The organism is Streptantibioticus cattleyicolor NRRL 8057 = DSM 46488 (assembly GCF_000240165.1).
GTDB lineage: Bacteria > Actinomycetota > Actinomycetes > Streptomycetales > Streptomycetaceae > Streptantibioticus > Streptantibioticus cattleyicolor.
Window position 1 is genome coordinate 4909542 of sequence record NC_017586.1, and the last position, 23225, is coordinate 4932766.

General features: G+C 74.0%; 13 protein-coding genes. 11 read left to right on the top strand and 2 right to left on the bottom strand.

Annotation, left to right across the window (positions count from 1 at the left end; genetic code table 11):
• Window positions 1-21: 21 nt before the first annotated feature.
• The 3 genes from SCATT_RS21590 (at window position 22) to hflX (ending at window position 5472) form a co-directional block, all read left to right on the top strand.
• Window positions 22-2127, top strand: coding sequence for a RelA/SpoT family protein (locus tag SCATT_RS21590; RefSeq protein ID WP_041824922.1), 2106 nt, complete (start codon window positions 22-24; stop codon window positions 2125-2127).
• A 108-nt stretch (window positions 2128-2235) separates the two neighbouring features.
• Window positions 2236-3804, top strand: coding sequence for a M1 family metallopeptidase (locus SCATT_RS21595; protein ID WP_014145271.1), 1569 nt, complete (start codon window positions 2236-2238; stop codon window positions 3802-3804).
• Between the two features lie 153 nt (window positions 3805-3957).
• Window positions 3958-5472, top strand: a complete 1515-nt coding sequence (gene hflX / locus SCATT_RS21600; RefSeq protein ID WP_014145272.1) for a GTPase HflX — start codon at window positions 3958-3960, stop codon at window positions 5470-5472.
• Between the two features lie 84 nt (window positions 5473-5556).
• Here the strand turns inward: hflX and SCATT_RS21605 are convergent, their stop codons facing one another.
• Window positions 5557-6789, bottom strand: coding sequence for a trypsin-like serine peptidase (locus SCATT_RS21605; RefSeq protein ID WP_014145273.1), 1233 nt, complete (start codon window positions 6787-6789; stop codon window positions 5557-5559).
• Between the two features lie 331 nt (window positions 6790-7120).
• Between SCATT_RS21605 and SCATT_RS21610 the strand changes: the two genes are divergently transcribed.
• The 5 genes from SCATT_RS21610 to SCATT_RS21630 all read left to right on the top strand — a co-directional run bounded on the left by SCATT_RS21610 (window position 7121) and on the right by SCATT_RS21630 (window position 16211).
• The gene (locus SCATT_RS21610) at window positions 7121-8560 is read left to right on the top strand and encodes a diaminobutyrate--2-oxoglutarate transaminase (protein ID WP_014145274.1); all 1440 of its coding nucleotides are present in this window, start codon (window positions 7121-7123) and stop codon (window positions 8558-8560) included.
• Between the two features lie 205 nt (window positions 8561-8765).
• Window positions 8766-11420: an IucA/IucC family protein gene (locus tag SCATT_RS21615; protein ID WP_014145275.1), complete on the top strand. Its 2655-nt coding sequence runs from the start codon at window positions 8766-8768 to the stop codon at window positions 11418-11420.
• 27 nt (window positions 11421-11447) lie between these two features.
• Window positions 11448-12251: a GNAT family N-acetyltransferase gene (locus SCATT_RS21620; RefSeq protein ID WP_014145276.1), complete on the top strand. Its 804-nt coding sequence runs from the start codon at window positions 11448-11450 to the stop codon at window positions 12249-12251.
• 143 nt (window positions 12252-12394) lie between these two features.
• The gene (locus SCATT_RS21625; protein ID WP_014145277.1) at window positions 12395-14158 is read left to right on the top strand and encodes an IucA/IucC family protein; all 1764 of its coding nucleotides are present in this window, start codon (window positions 12395-12397) and stop codon (window positions 14156-14158) included.
• A gap of 76 nt (window positions 14159-14234) precedes the next feature.
• Window positions 14235-16211 carry an ATP-dependent DNA helicase gene (locus SCATT_RS21630; protein WP_014145278.1) on the top strand — a complete coding sequence of 659 codons (1977 nt, stop codon included), beginning with the start codon at window positions 14235-14237 and terminating at the stop codon, window positions 16209-16211.
• A 156-nt stretch (window positions 16212-16367) separates the two neighbouring features.
• Here SCATT_RS21630 and lexA read toward each other — a convergent pair whose 3' ends face one another.
• A complete protein-coding gene (lexA, locus tag SCATT_RS21635; protein WP_041824925.1) occupies window positions 16368-17138 on the bottom strand; it encodes a transcriptional repressor LexA in 771 nt (256 codons plus the stop codon).
• Between the two features lie 638 nt (window positions 17139-17776).
• Here lexA and nrdR point away from each other — a divergent pair.
• The 3 genes from nrdR (at window position 17777) to aroA (ending at window position 23101) form a co-directional block, all read left to right on the top strand.
• Complete coding sequence (gene nrdR, locus SCATT_RS21640; protein ID WP_014145281.1) at window positions 17777-18412, top strand: transcriptional regulator NrdR; 636 nt, start codon at window positions 17777-17779, stop codon at window positions 18410-18412.
• A gap of 285 nt (window positions 18413-18697) precedes the next feature.
• Window positions 18698-21619, top strand: a complete 2922-nt coding sequence (locus tag SCATT_RS21645) for a vitamin B12-dependent ribonucleotide reductase (RefSeq protein WP_014145282.1) — start codon at window positions 18698-18700, stop codon at window positions 21617-21619.
• Window positions 21620-21856: 237 nt separating this feature from the next.
• A complete protein-coding gene (gene aroA / locus SCATT_RS21650; RefSeq protein WP_014145284.1) occupies window positions 21857-23101 on the top strand; it encodes a 3-phosphoshikimate 1-carboxyvinyltransferase in 1245 nt (414 codons plus the stop codon).
• The last annotated feature ends 124 nt before the right edge of the window (window positions 23102-23225 follow it).

Sequence of the window (23225 nt, forward strand, 5' to 3'; positions counted from 1 at the left end):
CCGATGAGCGCAGACAACGCGATGGACGCCGTACCCGCGGTATCCGGGGGGAACGAACGCAGGCGGGGCCTGACCCGGCCGACCCTGCGCAGGCTCGGCCGGGCCGCGCTGTTCGGCTCGGCCGGCGGACGCGACCGGCTGCCCGACGCCATCGAACACGTCGCCAAGGTCCACCGCGCCCACCACCCGCGCGCCGACCTCGACACGCTGCGCCGCGCCTACCTGCTCGCGGAGTCCTCGCACCGCGGCCAACTGCGCAAGAGCGGCGAGCCCTACATCACCCACCCGCTCGCCGTCACCCTGATCCTGGCCGAACTCGGCGCCGAGACGACCACGTTGACCGCCTCGCTGCTGCACGACACCGTCGAGGACACCGACGTCACCCTGGAGCAGGTCCGCGCCGAGTTCGGCGAGGAGGTCTGCTACCTGGTCGACGGCGTCACCAAGCTGGAGAAGGTCGACTACGGCGCCGCCGCCGAGCCGGAGACCTTCCGCAAGATGCTCGTCGCCACCGGCAACGACGTGCGGGTGATGTCCATCAAACTCGCCGACCGGCTGCACAACATGCGCACCCTCGGCGTGATGCGCCCGGAGAAGCAGGCCCGCATCGCCAAGGTCACCCGGGACGTCCTCATCCCGCTCGCCGAACGCCTCGGCGTCCAGGCGCTCAAGACCGAGCTGGAGGACCTGGTCTTCGCCATCCTCCACCCCGAGGAGTACGCCCGCGCCCGCGACGCCATGGTCCGCCACGACTCCGCCCCCGACCCGCTGGCCGCCGTCGCCGAGCGGGTCCGCACCGTACTGCGGGACGCGGGGATCGCCGCCGAGGTCGCCATCCGCCCCCGGCACGTGCTCTCCGTCCACCGCGCCCGGCTCAAACGCGGCGGCGAACTCGGCGGCAGCGAGTACGGCCGGCTGTTGGTGCTGGTCGCCGAGGACGCCGACTGCTACGCCGTCCTCGGCGAGCTGCACACCTGTTTCACCCCGGTGATCGCGGAATTCAAGGACTTCATCGCCGCCCCCAAGTTCAACCTCTACCAGTCGCTGCACACCGCGATCGCCGACCGCGACGGCGCGATCACCGAGATCCTGGTCCGCACCCGGCGGATGCACCGGGTCGCCGAGGCCGGCGTCATCGCCCTGGGCAACCCCTACACCACCGCCGAGGGCGACGGCGGCGAGGAGTCCCCCGGGCGCACCGACCCCACCCGCCCCGGCTGGCTCTCCCGCCTGCTGGAGTGGCAGCGCGACGCCTCCGACCCGGACACCTTCTGGACCGCGCTCCGCGACGAACTCGCCCAGGACCGCGAGATCACCGTCTTCTCCGCGGACGGCGGCACCATCGGCCTGCCGGCCGGCGCCACCTGCGTGGACGCCGCCTACGCCATCGACGCCGACACCGGCCACGCCTGCATCGGCGCCCAGGTCAACGGGCGCCTGGTCTCCCTGGGCACCCCGCTGCGCGACGGGGACACCCTGCACCTGCTGATGGCCGCCGGCGAGGCCTCCGGCCCGTCGCCGCAGTGGCTGGCGCACGCCCGCACCCCGGCCGCCCGGATCGCCATCAGCCGCTGGCTCGCCGCCCATCCGGCCACCGCCGAGGACGAACCGGTCTCGCACCCGGTACGCCCGGTGCCGGCGCCCGATCCGCCCGCGCCCGCCGAGCCGGTGGCCCTCACCGACCGCCCCGGCGCCGCGGTACGCCTGGCCCGCTGCTGTACCCCGGTGCCGCCGGACGAGGTGACCGGGTTCGTCATCCGCGGCGGCACCGTGGCCGTGCACCGCAAGCAGTGCCCCCAGGTGACCCGGATGACCGCGGCCGGGCGCACCCTCAGCACGGTGCGCTGGCGGGACGATCCGCCGGCCGCCGGCTACCTGGTCACCGTCCGCGCCGAGGCGCTGGGCCGCCCCCGGCTGCTCGCCGACCTCACCGAGGCGATCTCCGCCGCCGGCGTCGGCATCCTCGCCGCCGACGTCGAGCCCCCCCAGCAGCACCGGGTCCGCCACACCTACACCATCGAGCTGCCGCGCGCCGGCGCGCTGCCCGAGCTGATGCGCGCCATGCGCCGGGTGCCGGGGGTCTACGACGTCTACCGCACCCGGCCGGAGGTCGCCGCCACCCCGTGACCCCGGGCGCCCTCCCGGTTCCGTTTGCCCGCGCGGGGTGGACGCCGATCGGGTGGTGTCCGGCCGAGTCGCGCACGGTGCCCCTCGGTGCGCTGGTAGCCGTGGGCCATGACCCGTATCGCGTTCCGCAAGGCCACCGCCCTCGCCGCGGCGGCGTGCGCGGTGCTCTTCACGACCGCCGCGCAACCGCAGGAGCCGCCCCGCACCGGGCTCGGCGACCGGCTCTACCCCGCCCTCGGCGACCCGCGCATCCACGTCGGCGCCTACGACATCACGCTGGACTACCACGGCAACGACAAGCCGCTGGACGCCGTCACCCGGATGGAGGCCCGGGCCGTGACCGGCTTCGACCGGTTCCACCTGGACTTCACCCACGGCACCGTCCGCAAGGTCACCGTCGACGGACGGCCGGCCGCGTTCCGGACCACGGGGGAGTGGCTGGAGATCACCCCGGGGCACCACGTCGAGGCGGGCCGGCCGCTGCGCATCACGGTCACCCACACCAGCGACCCCTCCGGCACCGACGGCCAGGGCGGCTGGGTACGCACCGCCGACGGCCTGGCCCTGGCCAACCAGGCGGTCGCCGCCCACCACGTCTTCCCCTGCAACGACCACCCCTCCGACAAGGCGTTCTTCACCTTCCGGATCACCACCCCGAAGGGGATCACCGCGGTCGCCGGCGGCCTGCCGGCGGGCCGCCCCGCCTCCGGCGGCACCGCCCGCGCGGCCACCACCACCTGGACGTACACCACCGCCCACCCGGTGGCCACCGAACTCGCCCAGGTCTCCATCGGACGCTCCACCGTGCTCCACCGCACCGGACCGCACGGGCTGCCCATGCGCGACGTGGTCCCCACCGCCGACCGCACGGTCCTCGCCGACCGGCTCGCGCTCACCCCGGCCCAGCTGAGCTGGATGGAGGGGCAGGTCGGCCCGTTCCCGTTCGAGACCTACGGCGTCCTGGCGGTCAACACCGCCACCGGCTTCGAACTGGAGACGCAGACCCTCTCCCTCTTCGAACGCCGGCTCCTGGTCGCCCCGGTCGCCTACGTCGCCCCGCTGATGATCCACGAACTGGCCCACCAGTGGTTCGGCGACAGCGTCACCCCGGCCGCCTGGTCCGACGTCTGGCTCAACGAGGGCCACGCCACCTGGTACGAGTGGCGCTACCGGGGCGAGAAGAAGTACGGCGACTCGCTGGACGCCCAGGCCAAACGGGCCTACCAGATCGACGCCCTGGCCCGCGCCGCCTACGGCCCGCCCGCCCGCCCCAAGGTGCCGCCGGCCGGCAGCAAGCTCGGCATCTTCCGGGAGAACGTCTACGGCGGCGGCGCCCTGGTGCTCTACGCCCTGCGCCACGAGATCGGCGACCACGCCTTCCGCGAGCTGGAACGCGCCTGGGTGACCGAGCACCGCGACGGCAACGTCACCACCCACGACTTCGTCGCCCTCGCCTCCCGCGTCGCCGGCCGCGACCTGTCCGGCTTCCTCAACGGCTGGCTGTACGGCGCCAAGCCCCCGGCCATGCCCGGCCACCCGGACTGGAAGCCGCTGACCAAGCTCCCGGTGGCCACCGCGCTCCCCGGCAGCCCCGGCGCCGCCACCCGCCCCGGTGGCCGCCCGGCCGGCCGGGCACAGCGGCCGGCCCCGGCCGTCCCGGCACCGGTACGGCGGTAAACCGGCGTGACGCGGCGGCCCCGGCGTGTCACCATCGTCCCCGGCGGCTTCGCCGGCCCGGCGGGAATGATCCGGCCGGCCCCGGCGTTGTCACCGGTGACGACGGACGGCTCCGGGCCGCCCGCTCCCTCGACCCCCGACGCAAAGGAACCAATGACCAACTCCACTTCATCCTCTTCCGCCGCCCGCTCCGCCGCGGCCGACCGCCAGCGCCTCCCCGAGAGCCTTCGGGCCACCGCCCTGATGGAAGAGGACGTCGCCTGGAGCCTGGACGTCGACGGGGAGCGCGACGGCGACCAGTTCGACCGCTCCGAGCGCGCCTCGCTGCGCCGCGTCGCGGGGCTGTCCACCGAGCTCCAGGACGTCACCGAGGTCGAGTACCGCCAGCTGCGGCTGGAACGGGTCGTCCTCGTCGGGGTCTGGACCGACGGCACCGTCCAGGACGCGGAGAACTCCCTCGCGGAGCTCGCCGCCCTCGCCGAGACCGCCGGCGCCCTCGTCCTCGACGGCGTGATCCAGCGCCGCGACAAGCCGGACCCGGCCACCTACATCGGCTCCGGCAAGGCCCAGGAGCTGCGCGACATCGTCCTGGAGTCCGGCGCCGACACCGTGGTCTGCGACGGTGAGCTCAGCCCCGGCCAGCTCATCCACCTCGAGGACGTCGTCAAGGTCAAGGTCGTCGACCGCACCGCGCTGATCCTCGACATCTTCGCCCAGCACGCCAAGTCCCGGGAGGGCAAGGCCCAGGTCGCGCTCGCCCAGATGCAGTACATGCTGCCCCGGCTGCGCGGCTGGGGCCAGTCGCTCTCCCGGCAGATGGGTGGCGGTGGCTCCGGTTCCGCGGGCGGCGGCATGGCGACCCGTGGCCCCGGTGAGACCAAGATCGAGACCGACCGGCGCCGCATCCGCGAGAAGATGGCGAAGCTGCGCCGCGAGATCGCCGAGATGAAGACCAGCCGCGACCTCAAGCGCCAGGAACGCCGGCGCCACCAGGTCCCCTCGGTCGCCATCGCCGGCTACACCAACGCGGGCAAGTCCTCGCTGCTCAACCGGCTCACCGGGGCCGGCGTCCTGGTGGAGAACGCGCTCTTCGCCACCCTGGACCCGACCGTGCGCCGCGCCGAGACCCCCAGCGGGCGGCTCTACACGCTCGCGGACACCGTCGGCTTCGTCCGCCACCTGCCGCACCACCTGGTGGAGGCGTTCCGCTCCACCATGGAGGAGGTCGCCGACGCCGACCTGGTGCTCCACGTGGTCGACGGGGCCCACCCGGTGCCCGAGGAGCAGCTCGCCGCCGTCCGCGAGGTGCTGCGGGACGTCGGCGCCGCCGACGTGCCGGAGATCGTGGTGATCAACAAGGCCGACGCCGCCGACCCGTTGGTGGTGCAGCGGCTGCTGACCCACGAGAAGCACGCCATCGCGGTCTCCGCCCGCTCCGGTGAGGGCGTCGCCGAACTCCTCGCCCTGCTCGACGCGGAGCTGCCGCGCCCGCGGGTGGAGATCGAGGCGCTGGTGCCCTACACCCACGGCGCCCTGGTCTCCCGGGTGCACGTCGGCGGCGAGGTGATCTCCGAGGAGCACACCGCCGAGGGCACCTTGCTCAAGGCCCGGGTGCACGACCAACTCGCCGCGGAACTGGGCCCGTTCGCCCTCGCGGTCCAGCGCTGACCGCACCCGGCGACGCCGGACAGGGGCCGCGGCCCGCCTCCCCCTCCCGGGAGACGGGCCGCGGCCCCTGTCCACGCCCGGCCGCTACCCGGCCGCGGCGAACCGCCCGCTGACCGCGTCGAAGACCGACCTGGCCTCCGCGCCCAGATGCGGACCGGCCAGCCAGGTGTTGTCGGACGGGCCGATCGAGGTGTTGGAGACCAGCGCCACGGTGCCGTCCGGCCGCTTGGCGAACCAGCCGCCGCCGGAGGAACCGCCGGTCATGGTGCAGCCGATGCGGTACTCGGTCGGCATCGACGGGTCCAGCGACAGCCGCCCCGGCTTGTCGAGGCAGTCGAACATCCGGGCGCCGTCGAACGGCGGGGCGGCCGGGTAGCCCCAGGCGCCCATCCTGCTGATCGCGGTGGCGGACGGCGCGTCGAACCACACCGGCAGCGCCGCCCCCACCGTCTCCTCCAGCGACTTGCCGGTGCCGTTCTCCGGGTGCACGTGGAGCACCGCGAAGTCGTACGGCGAGCCGGAACCGCCGCTCTCGGCGCCGGTGTCGATCCACTGCCGGGAGGTGCCCGCCCAGTCCGCCCACCACACCCCGTCCGGGGCGACCTGCTGGCGCGGGGCGCTCGCCGCCGCGGCGGCGGAGAGTCCGTCGTCGTTGTACGACGGCACGAAGACGATGTTGCGGTACCAGCCGCCCGCCTTGCCCTTGTGCACGCAGTGGCCGGCCGTCCACACCAGGTTGGACCTGCCCGGGTGCGCCGGATCCCGCACCACCGTGCCGGAGCAGACGAACGAGCCCTGCGGGGTGTCGAAGAAGATCTTGCCGACCGGACCGGCGCTGCGGTGGTACGGGGTGGGCACCGGCACGGCCTGCACCGGCCGGGGCGCCGGGTCACTGACGCCCTGGTCGCCGCCGATGTTGGGCGGCACCTGCGGCACCGGACGGTCCTTCGCCTCGGCCATCCGCCGCGGCTTCCACAGGTCCTTGATGACCGGGTTGGCGAAGTCGGCCGCCCGGCGCGCCCAGGAGTCCCACTTCCTCCAGTCGCCGTGCTTCCACTTCTCCAGGTCCGCCAGGCTGGTCGGGAACCCGCTGGGGAGCCGCAGCCCGTGGTGGCCGTCCTGTCCCTGTCCCGCCGAAGCGGTGGCGGCGGGCTTGCCGTCGGCCTTGGTGTCCGAGGGGCCGCACGCGGTGGCGGTCAGCGCGAGTGCGGCGGTGACGGCGGCGGCGGTCCAGGCGGCCGGCCGGTTCCGGCGCGCTCGGGGTGCTCGGGGCGCCGGCTGCTGCGGTCGCCGTGCGGTGGCGGGCGGGTGTGGCATCGGTTCTTCGTCCCCCTGTGTCCCGTCCGGCACGGGCCGTGGCAGGGCGCGCGGCGGACGGGGGAATCCGTTGTGTCCTTGTCATGCCCCGGCTGGGGCGGCCCCCATCATGCCGGTCACCGGCCCGGCGCCGTCCGCCGGGTCGGCGGTCGGGCCCTTGCCGGGCCGGACCGCGCGCGGTACGCCGCACGCGGGGCCGGTACGCCGCCGTACCGAGGAAGTCGGCCCGGGGCCGTTGCCCGTCCGGCCGCCGACGCGTTGACAGGACGCAGGATTTTCCCCGCGTGACCCCCGGGAGGGACCAACCGTGGCCGGACCGCCAACCGCCCCCATGCCCACGGCAGAAGGCCGGCCGTCACCGCCGCAGGGGGCCGCCCCGGCCGACGGCCCCGGGGTGCCCGGCGGCGCCGACGCGATCCTCGGCCGTCAGGCGGCCCGCGAGTCGGCGGCCCGGACGTACGCCCGCTCGCTGCCGGTGGTGCCGGTACGGGCCCGGGGCATGACCATCGAGGGCGCCGACGGCCGCCGTTACCTCGACTGCCTGGCCGGCGCCGGCACCCTCGCCCTCGGGCACAACCACCCGGTGGTGCTGGAGGCCATCCGCGCCGTGCTCGACTCCGGCGCCCCGCTGCACGTGCTCGACCTCGCCACGCCCGTCAAGGACGCCTTCACCACCGCCCTGTTCGAGACGCTCCCGCCCGAGCTGGCGGAGAACGGGCGGATCCAGTTCTGCGGACCGGCCGGCACCGACGCCGTGGAGGCCGCCGTCAAACTCGTCCGCCACGCCACCGGGCGCTCCGGGCTGCTCACCTTCACCGGCGCCTACCACGGGATGACCGCCGTCTCCCTGGCCGCCGGCGGCGACACCACGGCACGGGCCGCCGTCGGCGAGGCCGACGCCCGGATCACCCGGCTGCCCTACCCGTACGACTACCGCTGCCCGTTCGGGGTGGGCGGCGACCGCGGCGCCGAACTGTCCGCCCGCTGGACGGCCACCTTGCTCGACGACCCCAAGGGCGGGCTCCAGCCCCCCGCCGGGATGCTGCTGGAAGTGGTGCAGGGCGAGGGCGGCGTCGTCCCGGCCCCCGACGCGTGGCTGCGCCGGATGCGGCAGCTCACCAAGGACCGCGGCATCCCGCTGATCGCGGACGAGGTGCAGACCGGGGTCGGCCGCACCGGGGCGTTCTGGGCGGTCGAGCACAGCGGGATCGTGCCGGACGTCATGGTGCTCTCCAAGGCGATCGGCGGCAGCCTCCCGCTCGCCGTCGTGGTCTACCGCGAGGAGCTCGACACCTGGCACCCCGGCGCCCACGCGGGCACGTTCCGCGGCAACCAGCTCGCCATGGCCGCGGGCACCGCCACCCTGCGGTACGTCCGGGAGAACCGGCTGCACGAACGGGCCGCCCGGATCGGCGCACGGATGCTCACCCGGTTGCGCGGACTCGCCGCGCACTACCCCTGCGTGGGGGACGTCCGGGGTCGCGGTCTGATGATCGGCGTGGAGCTGGTCGACCCGGCCCGCCCCCGGGACGAGTACGGCGCGCTCCCCGCCGCACCCCGGCTGGCCGCCGCCGTCCAGGCCCAGGCGCTGCGCCGCGGGCTCATCGTCGAACTCGGCGGACGCCACGGCAGCGTGGTCCGGCTGCTGCCCCCGCTCACCATCACCGACGAGCAGGCCGAGGCCGTCCTCGACCGCCTCTCCGACGCCATCGCCGCCGCTGAACGCACCGCCCAGCACCCCGGCGTGATCCCGGGCCAGGGGAGCGCGTGATGGCACCGCGAGCCCTGCGGTACGAGGACGCGCGGTGCCACGCGCCCGCCCGCGTCCGCCCCGCCGCCACCCGGGCCCAGGACCCGACCCGCACCCACGGAGCACAGCGATGAGCGCATCCCGGGAAGCCGCCCCGACCACCCCCCCACCGCCCAACCTCCCCCACGTCCCGCACGTCCCCCACGTCAGACGCCCCCTCGAACCCATGCCCCACCCCGCCGGGCCGACTGCGGTGACGGACGCGGAACGTGACGGCGCGCCGGGCGGTGCCGACGACGCGGCCCCGCAAGGGGACGGGAGCGCCGTTCCGCGCGGCGAGGGCGACGCCACGGCCCCGGAGGGGCGTTCGGGCGGGGCCACGGCCTCGCAAGGGGAACCGGGCGGGGTCGCCGTCCCGCGCAGCGGAGCCGACACGTCGCTCGGCGGGGACGAGGACACCGTTCCCCCCGGGCCTTCGGGCGGGGCCGCCGGCACCGGCGGGATCCCGCTCCCGCGTACCGGGGCGAACGCGGCCCAAGACGTTGGCGCCGACACGGTCCCGCAGACGTACTCGGGCGAGGGCGCCGACCCGGGCACCGGGGGCAACGCATCGCACGAGGGGGACGGGGGCGATGACACCGCCCCATCCGCCCGTTCGGGCGGGGCCGCCGACGCCGGCCGGATCCCGCTCCCGCGTACCGGGGCGAACACGGCCCACGACGTCGGCGCCGGCACGGCCCGACCCGGGCCCTCGGGCGGGACCGTCGACGCCGCCGACACCGGCGGGGCCGAAGGCGCGGCCCTGGACGCCGTCCCGCGCACCGGGGCCGACACACCTCTCGGCGGGGACCAGGACACCGTCCCCCCCGGGCCCTCGGGCGGGGCCGCCGACACCGGCGGGGCCGAAGGCGCGGCCCTGGACGCCGTCCCGCGCCCCGGGGCCGACACACCGCTCGGCGGGGACGAGGACACCGTCCCCCCCGGGCCCTCGGGCGGGGCCGCGCTTCCGGGTACCGGCACCGGCGTGGCCCACGACGCGGGCCGGGGAACGGCCCGGCCCGGGCCCTCGGGCGGGGCCGTCGACACCGGCGGGGGGCACCACACCGTTTCCGCGGCCATTTCGCGGAACCCCCAGCCGGCGCTCCATCCGCTCGACCACTCCGACCCCTACCGCGCGGCCGACGCCGTCGGGGTGGACAACCTGCTGCGCTGCTGGGTGCGGGAGACCGGGGCGGTGCCGGGGGCCGACGGGGTGCTGCGGATCCGGCTGGGCACCGGCGGCGCGGTGCTGCGGACCCGGGTGACCTACTGGTCCGAGGCGGGGCACCACCGCTTCGGCCCGGTCGCCGTGGAGCCCGCGGATCCGGACGCCCCCGCCCTCGACTCCGTCACCCTCGCCTGCCTGCTCGCCCGCGAGGCCGGCACCGGCAGCGCCGAGACCGCCGACCTCGCGGCCCGGGTCGCCGACTCCGTCCGCCACACCGCGCGCTTCCTCGGCGAACGCCGGACGCACCCGGGGCCGCCGCCCGGCACCACCCCGTTCCTCGACGGCGAGCAGGCGCTGCTCACCGGCCACCCGCTGCATCCGGCGCCCAAGAGCCGCCAAGGGCTGCGCGACGGTGAAGTCGCCCGGTTCTCCCCGGAGTCGCGCGGCTCCTTCCCGTTGCACTGGCTCGCGGTCCACCGCTCGGTCGCGGCCGGCGACTCCGGCTGGACCGAACGCGGCCGGCCGGTCCCCGCCGACCTGCTCACCGCCCGGCTGGCCGGCCCCGGCCTCGCGCTGCCGCCGGACACCGTGGCGCTGCCGCTGCACCCCTGGCAGGCCGCCGACCTCGCCGACCGCCCCGCCGTACGACGGCTCCTCGACGCCGGGCTCCTGCACGACCTCGGCCCGCACGGGGAACCGTGGCACCCCACGTCCTCGGTACGCACCGTCTACCGGGCGGACGCCCCCGCCATGCTCAAGCTGTCGCTGGGGCTGCGCATCACCAACTCCCGCCGGGAGAACCTCCGCAAGGAGCTGTGGCGCGGCGCCGAGGTGCACCGCCTGCTGCGCGGCGGACTCGCCCGGCAGTGGCACGCCGTCCACCCCCGCTTCGACATCGTGCGCGACCCGGCCTGGCTCGCCGTCGACGACCCCGACGGCCACCCGGTACCCGGACTCGACGTCGTGCTGCGGCACAACGCCGTGGGCCCCGGCGCCGACATCGTCTGCGTCGCCGGGCTCACCGCGCCCCGCCCGACCGGGCCCGGACGGCCCGCGTGCTCCCGGCTCGCCGGACTCCTCGGCCGGCTCACCGCCCGTACCGGACGCCCCGCCGCCGCGGTCGCCGTGGAGTGGTTCCTGCGCTACCTGGAAGCCGTGGTCCGCCCCGTGCTCTGGCTCGACGGCGAGGCCGGCGTCGCCCTGGAGGCCCACCAGCAGAACACCCTGGTCGAACTGGACGGGGACGGCTGGCCCGTCGGCGGCCGTTACCGCGACAACCAGGGCTACTACTTCCGCGAGTCGCACCGCGCCGGCCTCACCGCCCGGCTGCCGGAGATCGGCCGGCGCAGCGAGACCTTCGTGGCCGACCCGGTCGCCGACGAACGCTTCGGCTACTACCTCGGCGTCAACAACGTCCTCGGGCTGATCGGCGCGCTGGGCGCCGAACGCCTCGCCGACGAGCGGCTGTTGCTGGCCGCCTGCCGCCGCTTCCTGGCCGACGCCGCCGCCACCGGCCGCTCCGCCCTCCCCGACCACCTGCTGAGCAGCCCCACCCTGCGCTGCAAGGCCAACCTGCTCACCCGCCTGCACGGCCTGGACGAACTCGTCGGGCCGGTCGACACCCAGTCCGTCTACGTCACCGTTCCCAACCCGCTGGCCACGCCCGTGGCGTGACCCCACGCAGAGGAAGGGGCGCCCACCATGCCGTCCACCGACTCCAACACCGGCCTGCCGTCCATCGGACCCGCCCCGGACGACCTCCGCGCGGACCCGTCCGGCGCCGAGCCGCGGCAGCCCGCCTCCGGCGAGGACGTCCGCGGCGACGCCCCCGCGGACACCGACGACACCCTCGACCTCACCCTGCCGCAGGACGTCCTCGACCTGCTGGAGGAGCCCGTCACCGCGCCCGGCCCCGGCGACCCGGCCACCGACGCCGACCTCCTCGACGACCTCCCCGACTGGGGCCCGGTCCGCACCCCGCGCGGCGTCTTCCAGCTCGTCCCCGTGGTGCTCAGCCGCGATCTGCCCATCGTGGCCCGGTGGATGAACGATCCGGCGGTCGCCGAGTACTGGCAGCTCGCCGGCCCGGAACGGATCACCGAGACCCATCTGCGCGCCCAGCTCGACGGCGACGGACGCAGTCGGCCCTGCCTCGGCGTGCTCGACGGCACCCCGATGAGCTACTGGGAGATCTACCGCGCCGACCTCGACCCGCTGGCCCGCCAGTACCCGGCCCGCCCCCACGACACCGGCATCCACCTGCTCATCGGCCGGATCGCCGACCGCGGCGACGGACTCGGCTCGGTGCTGCTGCGCGCCGTCGCCGACCACGTCCTCGACCGCCGCCCGGCCTGCACCCGCGTCGTCGCCGAACCCGACCTGCGCAACACCCCCTCGGTGGCCGCCTTCCTCGCGGCCGGGTTCCGCTTCGCCGCCGAGCTGCGACTGCCCGACAAATCCGCCGCGTTGATGATCCGCGACCGCACGCTGCGCCACCTGCTCTAGGACGCGCCCGGTGAACCGCGGCCAACGGGGCGTGCGCTGCGCCTCCCGCGCCCCCGACTGCCCCCGCACCACGCCATCCGCGCCGGGTGCGGCAGCCCGCGGCGCGGCCGTCCATCACACCCGCTGTCCCCAGGAGCCGATACGTGTTGCACCACCCACCGGAACTCACCGCCGAAACCTGGTCCCACGTCTCTCGCCGGCTGCTCGCCAAGCTCCTCGCCGAGCTGGCCTACGAGGAGGTGATCGCGCCACGGCCGGAGACGCCCCCGGCGGACGGCCCCGCCGACTACCGTCTCGTCCTCGACGACTGCGCCTACCGCTTCCGCGCCCGGCGCGGCGCCTACGGGCACTGGAGCGTCGAACCCGCCTCCATCACCCCGACCGGAGACCCCTTCCACTTCCTGCGCCACGCCCGCCACACCCTCGGCCTCACCGGCCAGACCCTGGGCCACCTGGTACGCGAACTCAACGCCACGCTCGCCGCCGACTCCCGGCTCGCCGCCCACGCGCTCCCCGTCGCCGAACTCGCCGGCCTCGACTACGCCGCCCTCGAAGGCCACCAGACCGGCCACCCGTGGCTGGTGGTGAACAAGGGGCGCCTCGGCTTCTCGGCCGTCGACGCCGACCGCTGGACCCCGGAGGCCCGCCGCCCCGGCCCGCTGCCCTGGCTCGCGGTGCGCACCACGCTCGCCGCCTACCGCGGGGTGCCCGCGCTCGCCACCGCCGAGCGGCTTTACGCCGGTGAACTCGATCCCGCCGTACGCCACACGTTCGACGCCACCCTGCGCGACCGCGGCCTCGACCCGGCCGGCTACCTCTACCTGCCCGTCCACCCCTGGCAGTGGGACGAGACCGTGCTGCCGCTCTTCGCCGGGCAGATCGCCACCGCCGACGTCGTACCGCTGCCCAGCGACGGCGACCTGCGGCTGCCCCAGCAGTCGGTGCGCACCTTCCTCAACGTGTCCCACCCCGACCGGCACACCGTCAAGCTGCCGCTGTCCATCCTCAACACCCTGGTCTGGCGCGGCCTGCCCACCGAACGCACCCTGGCCGCCCCCGCCGTCACCGGCTGGGTGCACGCCCTGCGCGACGCCGACCCGTTCCTGCGCGACGAGTGCCGGGTGATCCTGCTCGGCGAGGTCGCCTCGGTCACCGTCCACCACCCCTTCTACGACCGCGTGCCCGAAGTCCCGTACCAGTACAAGGAGTTGCTCGGGGCCATCTGGCGCGAACCGCTCGACCGCCATCTGCGCCCCGGTGAACGCGCCCGTACGCTCGCCGCGTTGATCCACACCGACCCCGAAGGACGCTCGTTCACCGCCGAACTCGTCCGCCGCTCGGGGCTGGACCCCGCCACCTGGCTGCGCCGGCTCTTCGCCGCGCTGCTCCCGCCGCTGCTGCGCTTCCTCTACCGCTACGGCACCGTCTTCTCCCCGCACGGCGAGAACGCGGTGGTCGTCTTCGACGCGGACGACGTACCGGTCCGGCTGGCGATCAAGGACTTCGTGGACGACGTCAATGTCAGCGACGAACCGCTGCCGGAGCTGGACGCCATGCCCGACGAGGTCCGCCGGGTGCTGCTCACCGAGCCGCCGGACTTCCTGCCCCAGTTCATCCACTCCGGGCTCTTCATCGGCGTCTTCCGCTACCTCGCCCCGCTCTGCGCGGAACAGCTCGGCGTCCCCGAGTCCTGTTTCTGGGGCCTGGTGCGCGAGGAGATCCTGCGCCACCAGGCCCGCTTCCCGGAGCTGAAGGACCGCTTCGCCCTCTTCGACCTGCTGGTGCCCCGCATCGACCGGCTCTGCCTCAACCGCAACCGGCTGTACCGGGACGGCTACCGCGACCGCCCGCAGCGCCCGCACGCCGCCGTCCACGGCACCGTCGCCAACCCGCTGCACGTCTCGTGAGCCGCCCGGCCGGGACGGTCCCGGGCGACCGGAAGCGGGACCGGCTGTCAGCGGGGCCGCGTAGGGTGGAACGACTATGAGCAAGCCCGCCCTCACCGATCTCCTGCACGCCGCCGTGGCCGCCGTCGGCGGTGTGGAGCGCCCCGGTCAGGTCGCCATGGCCGAGGCCGTGGCGGCGGCCGTCGACGACGGCAGCCACCTGCTGGTCCAGGCCGGCACCGGCACCGGCAAGTCCCTCGGCTACCTGGTGCCCGCGCTGGCCCAGGGGGAGCGCGTGGTGGTGGCCACCGCCACCCTCGCCCTCCAGCGGCAGCTCGTCGAACGCGACCTGCCCCGCACGGTGGCCGCGCTCAAGCCGCTGCTGCGCCGCGAGCCGCAGTTCGCCATGCTCAAGGGGCGCTCCAACTACCTGTGCCTGCACCGGGTGCACGAGGGCGTGCCCAGCGACGAGGAGGACGGCCTCTTCGACCCCATGGAGCAGATGGGCGGCCCCACCAGCAAGCTCGGCAAGGACCTGGTCCGGCTGCGCGACTGGGCGGACGAGACGGAGACCGGCGACCGCGACGCCCTCAGCCCCGGCGTCTCCGACCGCGCCTGGGCCCAGGTCTCCGTCTCCTCCCGGGAATGCCTCGGCGCCACCAAGTGCGCGTACGGCGCCGAGTGCTTCGCCGAGGCCGCCCGGGAACGCGCCAAGCTCGCCGACGTGGTGGTCACCAACCACGCCCTGCTCGCCATCGACGCGATCGAGGGCGCCCCGGTGCTCCCCAGCCACGAGGTGCTGATCGTGGACGAGGCCCACGAGCTGGTCTCCCGGGTCACCGGGGTGGCCACCGGCGAGCTGACCCCCGGCGCGGTCAACCGGGCGGTGAAGCGCTCGGCCAGACTCGTCGACGAGAAGGCCGCCGACCGGCTGCTCACCGCCGCCGAGGGCTTCGAGCGGGTGATGGAGCTGGCCCTCCCCGGACGCCTCGAGGAGATCCCGGAAGACCTGGCCTACGTGCTCGCCGCGCTCCGCGACGCCTGCCGCCAGGTGATCACCGCCATCGGCGACGTCCGCGACAAGTCGGTGCCCGACGAGGACGCGGTGCGCAAGCAGGCCCTCGCCTCGGTGGAGAACGTGCACGGGGTGGCCGAGCGGCTGCTGGAGGGCTCCGAGTACGACGTGATCTGGTGCGAGCGCCACGACCGCTTCGGCGCCTCGCTGCGGGTGGCCCCGCTGACCGTCTCCGGGCTGCTGCGGGAGAAGCTCTTCGCCGAGCGGTCCGTGGTGCTCACCTCGGCCACGCTCAAGCTCGGCGGTGACTTCAACGGGGTCGCCGCCTCGCTGGGGCTGGCCCCGGAGGGCGTGGCCGACACCGAGGGGGAGGGGGAGGCCCCGCCCTGGCAGGGCATCGACGTCGGCTCGCCGTTCGAATACCGCAAGCAGGGCATCCTGTACGTGGCCAAGCATCTGGCCACCCCGGGCCGAGAGGGCAGCCGCTCCGACATGCTGGACGAGCTGGCCGAGCTGATCGAGGCGGCCGGCGGTCGGACGCTGGGGCTCTTCTCCTCGATGCGGGCCGCCCAGGCCGCCGCCGAGGCGATGCGCGGCCGGCTGGACTTCCCCGTCCTCCTCCAGGGCGAGGAGACGCTGGGCGAGCTGATCCGCACCTTCGCCGACGACGCGGGCACCTGCCTGTTCGGCACGCTCTCGCTCTGGCAGGGGGTGGACGTCCCCGGCTCCAACTGCCAGCTCGTGGTGATGGACCGCATCCCGTTCCCCCGTCCGGACGACCCGCTGATGAGCGCCCGGCAGAAGGCCGTGGAGGAACACGGCGGCAACGGATTCATGGCGGTGGCGGCCACCCATGCCGCCCTGCTGATGGCCCAGGGCGCGGGCCGTCTGATCCGGGCCAGTGGCGACCGGGGCGTCGTCGCGGTCCTCGACCCGCGGCTCGCCACCGCCCGCTACGGGAGCTTCCTGCGGGCCTCCCTGCCCGACTTCTGGTACACGGTCGACCGCAACCAGGTCCGCCGGTCCCTGGCGGCCATCGCGGCGGCGGCCGACGCGTAGCGCCTCCGGGCCCCGGCCCGGCGTGGAGCGCCGCGAACGAAGGACCCCGGAACCGGCGCAGGGGTTCCGGGGTCCGGCTAGGGGCGGGCGGGGCCGGACGGGGGTCCGGCGCCGGGACCGTGGGCCCCGGCATGCCTCCCCGTGGGGCGGGGACCCTCAGACCCGGCGCAGTACGGCCACGACCTTGCCGAGGATGGTCGCCTCGTCACCGGGGATGGGCTGGTAGGCGGCGTTGTGCGGGAGCAGCCACACATGGCCGTTCTCCCGCTTGAAGCGCTTCACGGTGGCCTCGCCGTCGATCATGGCGGCCACGATGTCGCCGTTCTCCGCGACCGGCTGGCGGCGCACCGTCACCCAGTCGCCGTCGCAGATGGCCGCCTCGATCATCGAGTCGCCGACGACCTTGAGCACGAAGAGCTCACCGTCGCCGACGAGTTGCCGCGGCAGCGGGAAGACGTCCTCCACCGACTCCTCGGCGAGGATCGGGCCGCCGGCGGCGATCCGGCCCACCAGGGGCACGTAGGAGGCGGAGGGCTTCCCCGTGGTGTCGGTGGGCTGGCTGTGCGGGGCGTCGGAGCCGCGCACCTCGTAGGCCCGCGGGCGGTGCGGATCGCGCCGGAGAAAGCCCTTACGTTCCAGCGCCATCAATTGGTGGGCCACCGAAGAGGTGCTGGAGAGCCCGACCGCTTGGCCGATCTCCCGCATGGATGGCGGGTAACCGCGTCGTTGCACCGAATCCCGGATGACCTCGATCACCCGGCGCTGCCGATCGGTGAGCCCCGAGCTGTCCGCGCGAATTCCTGGCGGGCGGCCGGGGAGCGCTCGTCCTGGCTTGGGCGTGTCCTCGTTCGTCGTGGGCATGGGATTGAGCCGGTCCTGGGCGTGGTCCTGGGCAGTGATGGTCGCGCTGTCTGCGGTCGTGGTCACGGCGGCCCCTCTCAAGTGTTCTCCCTAGCGAGACAACGGTAGTTGCTTTCGAAAGGTTGCGCCAAACACACGTTCGAGTGAACTTTCACGAATCGGCTGACATGATCAAGTTATTGGGTGTAATGGGCCCGTAATTGCATTCAGTTGGAATTCCGTGCCCCGGGTACGTGCCTTCCCGTGGCCCTTCGTTTTCGCCGTCCCGTTCGCCCTTCCGGGCCGCCGGTGGGGCTCGCCGGCCCGGCGCCGTCCGGCCGCGCGCGGTCCCGCGCGTGGTCCGCCGTACCCCGGCGGCACCGGTCCGGCACCCAGTGTGACACCGGTGCCCGGCCGCACGTGTCACCGGTGCCTCGCGTAGGCTCTCACGCGCCCCACCACCCCCTCGCGTCGGACGCGCGGGTGGCGGCGGCCCTGGGCCCGTACCGCGACACGCGACCGGCCCCCTGCGTACCCCGGCACCAGATCTAGTGGTTTGATGGGTGCCGGTCGCCCACAAGTTGTGGTTGCCCTGGACTTCGCGGTCCCCGGCATCGCCTATGCTTGTGGCTGCTTCGCGGGGCCCGGAAGGGTCCGGCGCAGGTGTGCTTTTCCATATCGCGTGGCGGTCGTGCGCGCGCACAGAGGGTGAGGAGGGAACGGACATGCACTGCCCCTTCTGCAGGCACCCCGACAGTCGCGTCGTCGACAGCCGGACCACCGACGACGGAACCTCGATCCGGCGTCGGCGCCAGTGCCCCGACTGCGGCCGGCGGTTCACCACCGTCGAGACGGCGTCCCTGATGGTGATCAAGCGCAGCGGGGTGACCGAGCCCTTCAGCCGCGACAAGGTCATCGCGGGCGTCCGCAAGGCGTGCCAGGGCCGTCCGGTCACCGAGGACGCGCTCGCCCAGCTCGGGCAGCGGGTCGAGGAGGCGGTACGGGCCACCGGCAGCGCCGAGCTGTCCACCCACGACGTGGGCCTGGCGATACTCGGTCCGCTGCGCGATCTCGACCTCGTCGCCTACCTGCGGTTCGCCTCGGTCTACCGGGCGTTCGACTCGCTGGAGGACTTCGAGGCCGCGATCGCCGAACTGCGCGAGGCGGGGGCGGGCGCCCCGACCGCGGCGGGGTGCCGCTGCGGCCGGCCCGAGGAGGGGTCCGACGACGGGTCGGAGCGCCCCGGCCACGACCAGCCGTCGGCGAGACCAGCCGGTCCACGTTCCGGAGCCGAACGTTCCGGAGCCCCCCAGGGCGGCGGGACCAAGGTCCCCGCCCCGTCCGGCCCCGGCGCCGACTGAGGGCGGCGCGGCCCGTGCCCGCCCTGACGGGCGGCCGGGCCGCGACGGGCCCCGTACGCCTGACGCGCGCGCCACGAGCGCGCGCCGGGCGGGCGGAAACGGCGGAAACGCCACAACAGCACCACAGGACGACACAACGGCGAAGCCCCGGCCCGGCGGCGGGCGGGCGGCAGCGGCGGCATACGAACGTGCCGAGGCATCGGGTGTGCCGAGGCGGCAGAAAACACTGTGCAACGGGAAGATCCGAGGCACTTCAGGGCGTTTTCGCCCGTACAGGGAGGCGGCATGACAGAGACGGCGAGCGGCCCGGCACGAAGCTCTCGTAAGGGCGAGAAGGGTGCCAAGGCCGACAAGGCGACCAAGGGCCTGCGGATGGAGCGCATCCACACCACGCCCGGCATCCACCCGTACGACGAGGTGGTGTGGGAGCGCCGCGACGTCGTCATGACCAACTGGCGGGACGGCTCGATCAACTTCGAGCAGCGCGGCGTCGAGTTCCCGGATTTCTGGTCGGTCAACGCGGTCAACATCGTCACCAGCAAGTACTTCCGCGGGGCGGTGGGCTCCCCGCAGCGGGAGAACAGCCTCAAGCAGCTGATCGACCGCGTGGTGAAGACCTACCGCAAGGCCGGTGAGGAGAACGGTTACTTCGCCTCCCCGGCGGACGCCGAGATCTTCGAGCAGGAGCTGACCTACGCCCTGCTCCACCAGGTCTTCAGCTTCAACTCGCCGGTGTGGTTCAACGTCGGCACCGCCCAGCCGCAGCAGGTCTCCGCCTGCTTCATCCTCTCCGTGGACGACTCCATGGAGTCGATCCTGGACTGGTACAAGGAAGAGGGGATGATCTTCAAGGGCGGCTCCGGCGCCGGCCTGAACCTCTCCCGCATCCGCTCCTCCAAGGAACTCCTCTCCTCCGGCGGCAACGCCTCCGGCCCGGTCTCCTTCATGCGCGGCGCCGACGCCTCGGCCGGCACCATCAAGTCGGGCGGCGCCACCCGCCGCGCCGCCAAGATGGTCGTCCTCGACGTCGACCACCCGGACATCGAGGCGTTCGTCGAGACCAAGGTCAAGGAGGAGGAGAAGATCCGCGCCCTGCGCGACGCGGGCTTCGACATGGACCTGGGCGGCGACGACATCACCTCCGTCCAGTACCAGAACGCCAACAACTCGGTCCGCGTCAACGACGAGTTCATGAAGGCGTACGAGCAGGGCGCGAAGTTCGGGCTGCGCGCCCGGATGACCGGCGAGGTCATCGAGGAGGTCGACGCCAAGGCGCTCTTCCGCAAGATGGCCGAGGCCGCCTGGGCCTGCGCCGACCCGGGCATCCAGTACGACGACACCATCAACCACTGGCACACCTCGCCGGAGTCGGGCCGCATCACCGCGTCCAACCCGTGCAGCGAGTACATGCACCTGGACAACTCCTCGTGCAACCTGGCCTCGCTCAACCTGATGAAGTTCCTGCGCGACGACACTGCGTCCGACGGCGCCTCCGGCGCGGGGGGCAACATGTCGTTCGACGCCGAGCGCTTCGCCAAGGTCGTCGAGCTGGTCATCACCGCGATGGACATCTCCATCTGCTTCGCCGACTTCCCCACCGAGAAGATCGGCGAGACCACCCGCGCCTTCCGCCAACTGGGCATCGGCTACGCCAACCTCGGCGCGCTGCTGATGGCCACCGGCCACGCCTACGACTCCGACGGCGGCCGGGCGCTGGCCGGCGCCATCACCTCGCTGATGACCGGCACCTCCTACCGGCGCTCGGCCGAGCTGGCCGCCGTCGTCGGCCCCTACGAGGGGTACGCGCGCAACGCCGACGCCCACAAGCGCGTCATGCGGCAGCACGCCGACGCCAACACCGCCGCCAAGCGCATGGACGACCTGGACACCCCGGTGTGGGCCGCGGCCACCGAGGCCTGGCAGGACGTGCTCCGCCTCGGCGAGCAGAACGGGTTCCGCAACGCCCAGGCGAGCGTGCTGGCCCCCACCGGCACCATCGGCCTGATGATGGACTGCGACACCACCGGTGTCGAGCCCGACCTGGCGCTGGTGAAGTTCAAGAAGCTGGTCGGCGGCGGCTCGATGCAGATCGTGAACAACACCGTGCCCAAGGCCCTCAAGCGCCTGGGCTACCAGCCCGAGCAGGTCGAGGCGGTCGTCGCGCACATCGCCGAGCACGGCAACGTCATCGACGCGCCGGGCCTGAAGCCGGAGCACTACGAGGTCTTCGACTGCGCCATGGGCGAGCGCGCCATCTCGCCGATGGGCCACGTGCGGATGATGGCGGCGGCCCAGCCGTTCCTGTCCGGCGCGATCAGCAAGACCGTCAACATGCCGGAGTCGGCCACCGTCGAGGAGATCGAGGAGATCTACTACGAGGGCTGGAAGCTCGGCCTGAAGGCGCTGGCGATCTACCGCGACAACTGCAAGGTCGGCCAGCCGCTCTCCGCCAAGAAGAAGGAGGAGGCCAAGACCGAGGCGCCGGCCGAGGTCGAGAAGGTCGTCGAGTACCGCCCGGTCCGCAAGCGCCTGCCCAAGGGCCGTCCCGGCATCACCACCTCCTTCACCGTCGGCGGCGCCGAGGGCTACATGACCGCCAACTCCTACCCGGACGACGGTCTCGGCGAGGTCTTCCTGAAGATGTCCAAGCAGGGCTCAACCCTCGCGGGCATGATGGACGCTTTCTCCATCGCCGTCTCGGTGGGCCTGCAGTACGGCGTGCCGCTGGAGACCTACGTCTCGAAGTTCACCAACATGCGCTTCGAGCCGGCCGGTCTGACCGACGACCCGGACGTGCGGATGGCGCAGTCGATCGTCGACTACATCTTCCGCCGCCTCGCGCTGGACTTCCTGCCGTTCGAGACCCGTTCGGCGCTCGGCATCCACTCGGCCGAGGAGCGCCAGCGCCACCTCGACACCGGCTCCTACGAGCCCGCCGAGGACGAGCTGGACGTCGAGGGGCTGGCCCAGTCCGCCCCGCGCCAGGCCGGACCGGCCAAGGCGGCCACCACCGCCCCGGCCGCCAAGGCGCAGGAGCCCGCCGCGGCCCCGTCGCCCAAGCAGGCGCACAACTCCACCGAGCTGCTGGAGATCCAGCAGGGCCTCAACGCCGACGCCCCGCTGTGCTTCTCCTGCGGCACGAAGATGCGCCGCGCCGGCAGCTGCTACGTCTGCGAGGGCTGCGGCTCCACCAGCGGCTGCAGCTGACGACGGCCGGAGCCGGCCCGGTGACGGGCCGGCCCCCCGGGTCCGGTTCCGACGGGCCGCCACGGCTTTCGTGGCGGCCCGTCGGCCCGTTCCGGGACGGGTACGGGTACGGGAACGGGTACGTGACGGTGCTCGGAAGCGCGCGTTCCGGGCACCGGCCGCGGCACACCTGCCGATACCGTCCCGTACCGCGGACGTCCGGTCTGCCGACCGGCGCCGAGCCCATAGCCTCGGGCCATGACCGTCGTGGAGATACCCGGATCCAAATCCGTCACCGCCCGCGCCCTCTTCCTCGCCGCCGCCGCGCGTGGCACCACCGTGCTGCGCGGACCGCTGGTCTCGGACGACTCCGAGGGCTTCGCGGAGGGCCTGATCACCCTCGGCTACCAGGTCGAACGGGGCCCGGACGCCTGGACGATCACCGGCCGCCCCGAGGGCCCGGCCGTCAACGAGGCGGACGTCTACTGCCGGGACGGCGCGACGACCGCGCGCTTCCTGCCCGCGCTCGCCGCCGCCGGACACGGCCTGTTCCGCTTCGACGCCTCCGCGCAGATGCGCCGCCGCCCGCTCGGCCCGCTCACCCGCGCCCTGCGCGACCTCGGCGTCGACCTCACCCACCAGGAAGAAGAGGGCCACCACCCGCTGACCGTGCGGGCCGCGGGCATCAAGGGCGGCCAGGTCACGCTGGACGCCGGGCTGTCGTCCCAGTTCCTGACCGCGCTGCTGCTCCTCGCCCCGCTCACCGAGGAGGGGCTGCGGATCACCGTGACCGACCTGGTCTCGGTGCCGTACGTGGAGATCACCCTCGTCATGATGCGCCGCTTCGGCGTCGAGACGGTCCGCGAGGGCGACACCTTCGTCGTGCCGCCCGGCGGTTACCGGGCCACCGACTACCCGGTCGAACCGGACGCCTCCACGGCGAGTTACTTCCTGGCCGCCGCCGCGCTCACCGGACGCCGCGTCACCGTGCCCGGGCTCGGCGCCGGTTCGCTCCAGGGCGATCTGCGCTTCGCCGAGGTGCTGCGGTCGATGGGCGCCGAGGTGACGCTCACCCGCGACTCGGTGACCGTCACCGGCGCCGACGGCGGCCGGCTGCGCGGACTCACCGTGAACATGCGGGACATCTCCGACACCGTTCCCACCCTCGCCGCCATCGCCCCCTTCGCGGACGGGCCGGTACGCATCGAGGACGTCTACAACACCCGGATCAAGGAGTGCGACCGGCTCGACGCCTGCGCCGAGAACCTGCGCGCCCTCGGCGTCCCGGTCGCCACCGGACGCGACTGGATCGAGATCCGCCCGGCCCGCCCCGCCGCCGCCCGCATCGCCTGCCGTGGCGACCACCGCATCGCCATGTCCTTCAGCGTCACCGGCCTGCGCACCCCCGGCATCACCCTCGACGACCCCGGGTGCGTCAAGAAGACGTTCCCCGGCTTCCACGAGGCGCTCGCCGCGCTGCGGACAGCCTGGGAAACGGAGTGACCCGCCGTACCCCGCTTCACACGTACGGGTGAACTACGGGGTCGGCAGCGGTCCTCGGGAATCGCCGAGGCGGGCCGGTCGTTGACCCGGCATACATGATCGTCGATCAGGCGTTCGGTCGGCT

Coding starts and splice junctions, on each gene's coding strand:
- SCATT_RS21590 (WP_041824922.1), top strand. CDS start 22: ATGGACGCCGTACCCGCGGTATCCGGGGGGAACGAACGCAGGCGGGGC.
- SCATT_RS21595 (WP_014145271.1), top strand. CDS start 2,236: ATGACCCGTATCGCGTTCCGCAAGGCCACCGCCCTCGCCGCGGCGGCG.
- hflX (WP_014145272.1), top strand. CDS start 3,958: ATGACCAACTCCACTTCATCCTCTTCCGCCGCCCGCTCCGCCGCGGCC.
- SCATT_RS21605 (WP_014145273.1), bottom strand. CDS start 6,789: ATGCCACACCCGCCCGCCACCGCACGGCGACCGCAGCAGCCGGCGCCC.
- SCATT_RS21610 (WP_014145274.1), top strand. CDS start 7,121: ATGCCCACGGCAGAAGGCCGGCCGTCACCGCCGCAGGGGGCCGCCCCG.
- SCATT_RS21615 (WP_014145275.1), top strand. CDS start 8,766: ATGCCCCACCCCGCCGGGCCGACTGCGGTGACGGACGCGGAACGTGAC.
- SCATT_RS21620 (WP_014145276.1), top strand. CDS start 11,448: ATGCCGTCCACCGACTCCAACACCGGCCTGCCGTCCATCGGACCCGCC.
- SCATT_RS21630 (WP_014145278.1), top strand. CDS start 14,235: ATGAGCAAGCCCGCCCTCACCGATCTCCTGCACGCCGCCGTGGCCGCC.
- nrdR (WP_014145281.1), top strand. CDS start 17,777: ATGCACTGCCCCTTCTGCAGGCACCCCGACAGTCGCGTCGTCGACAGC.
- SCATT_RS21645 (WP_014145282.1), top strand. CDS start 18,698: ATGACAGAGACGGCGAGCGGCCCGGCACGAAGCTCTCGTAAGGGCGAG.
- aroA (WP_014145284.1), top strand. CDS start 21,857: ATGACCGTCGTGGAGATACCCGGATCCAAATCCGTCACCGCCCGCGCC.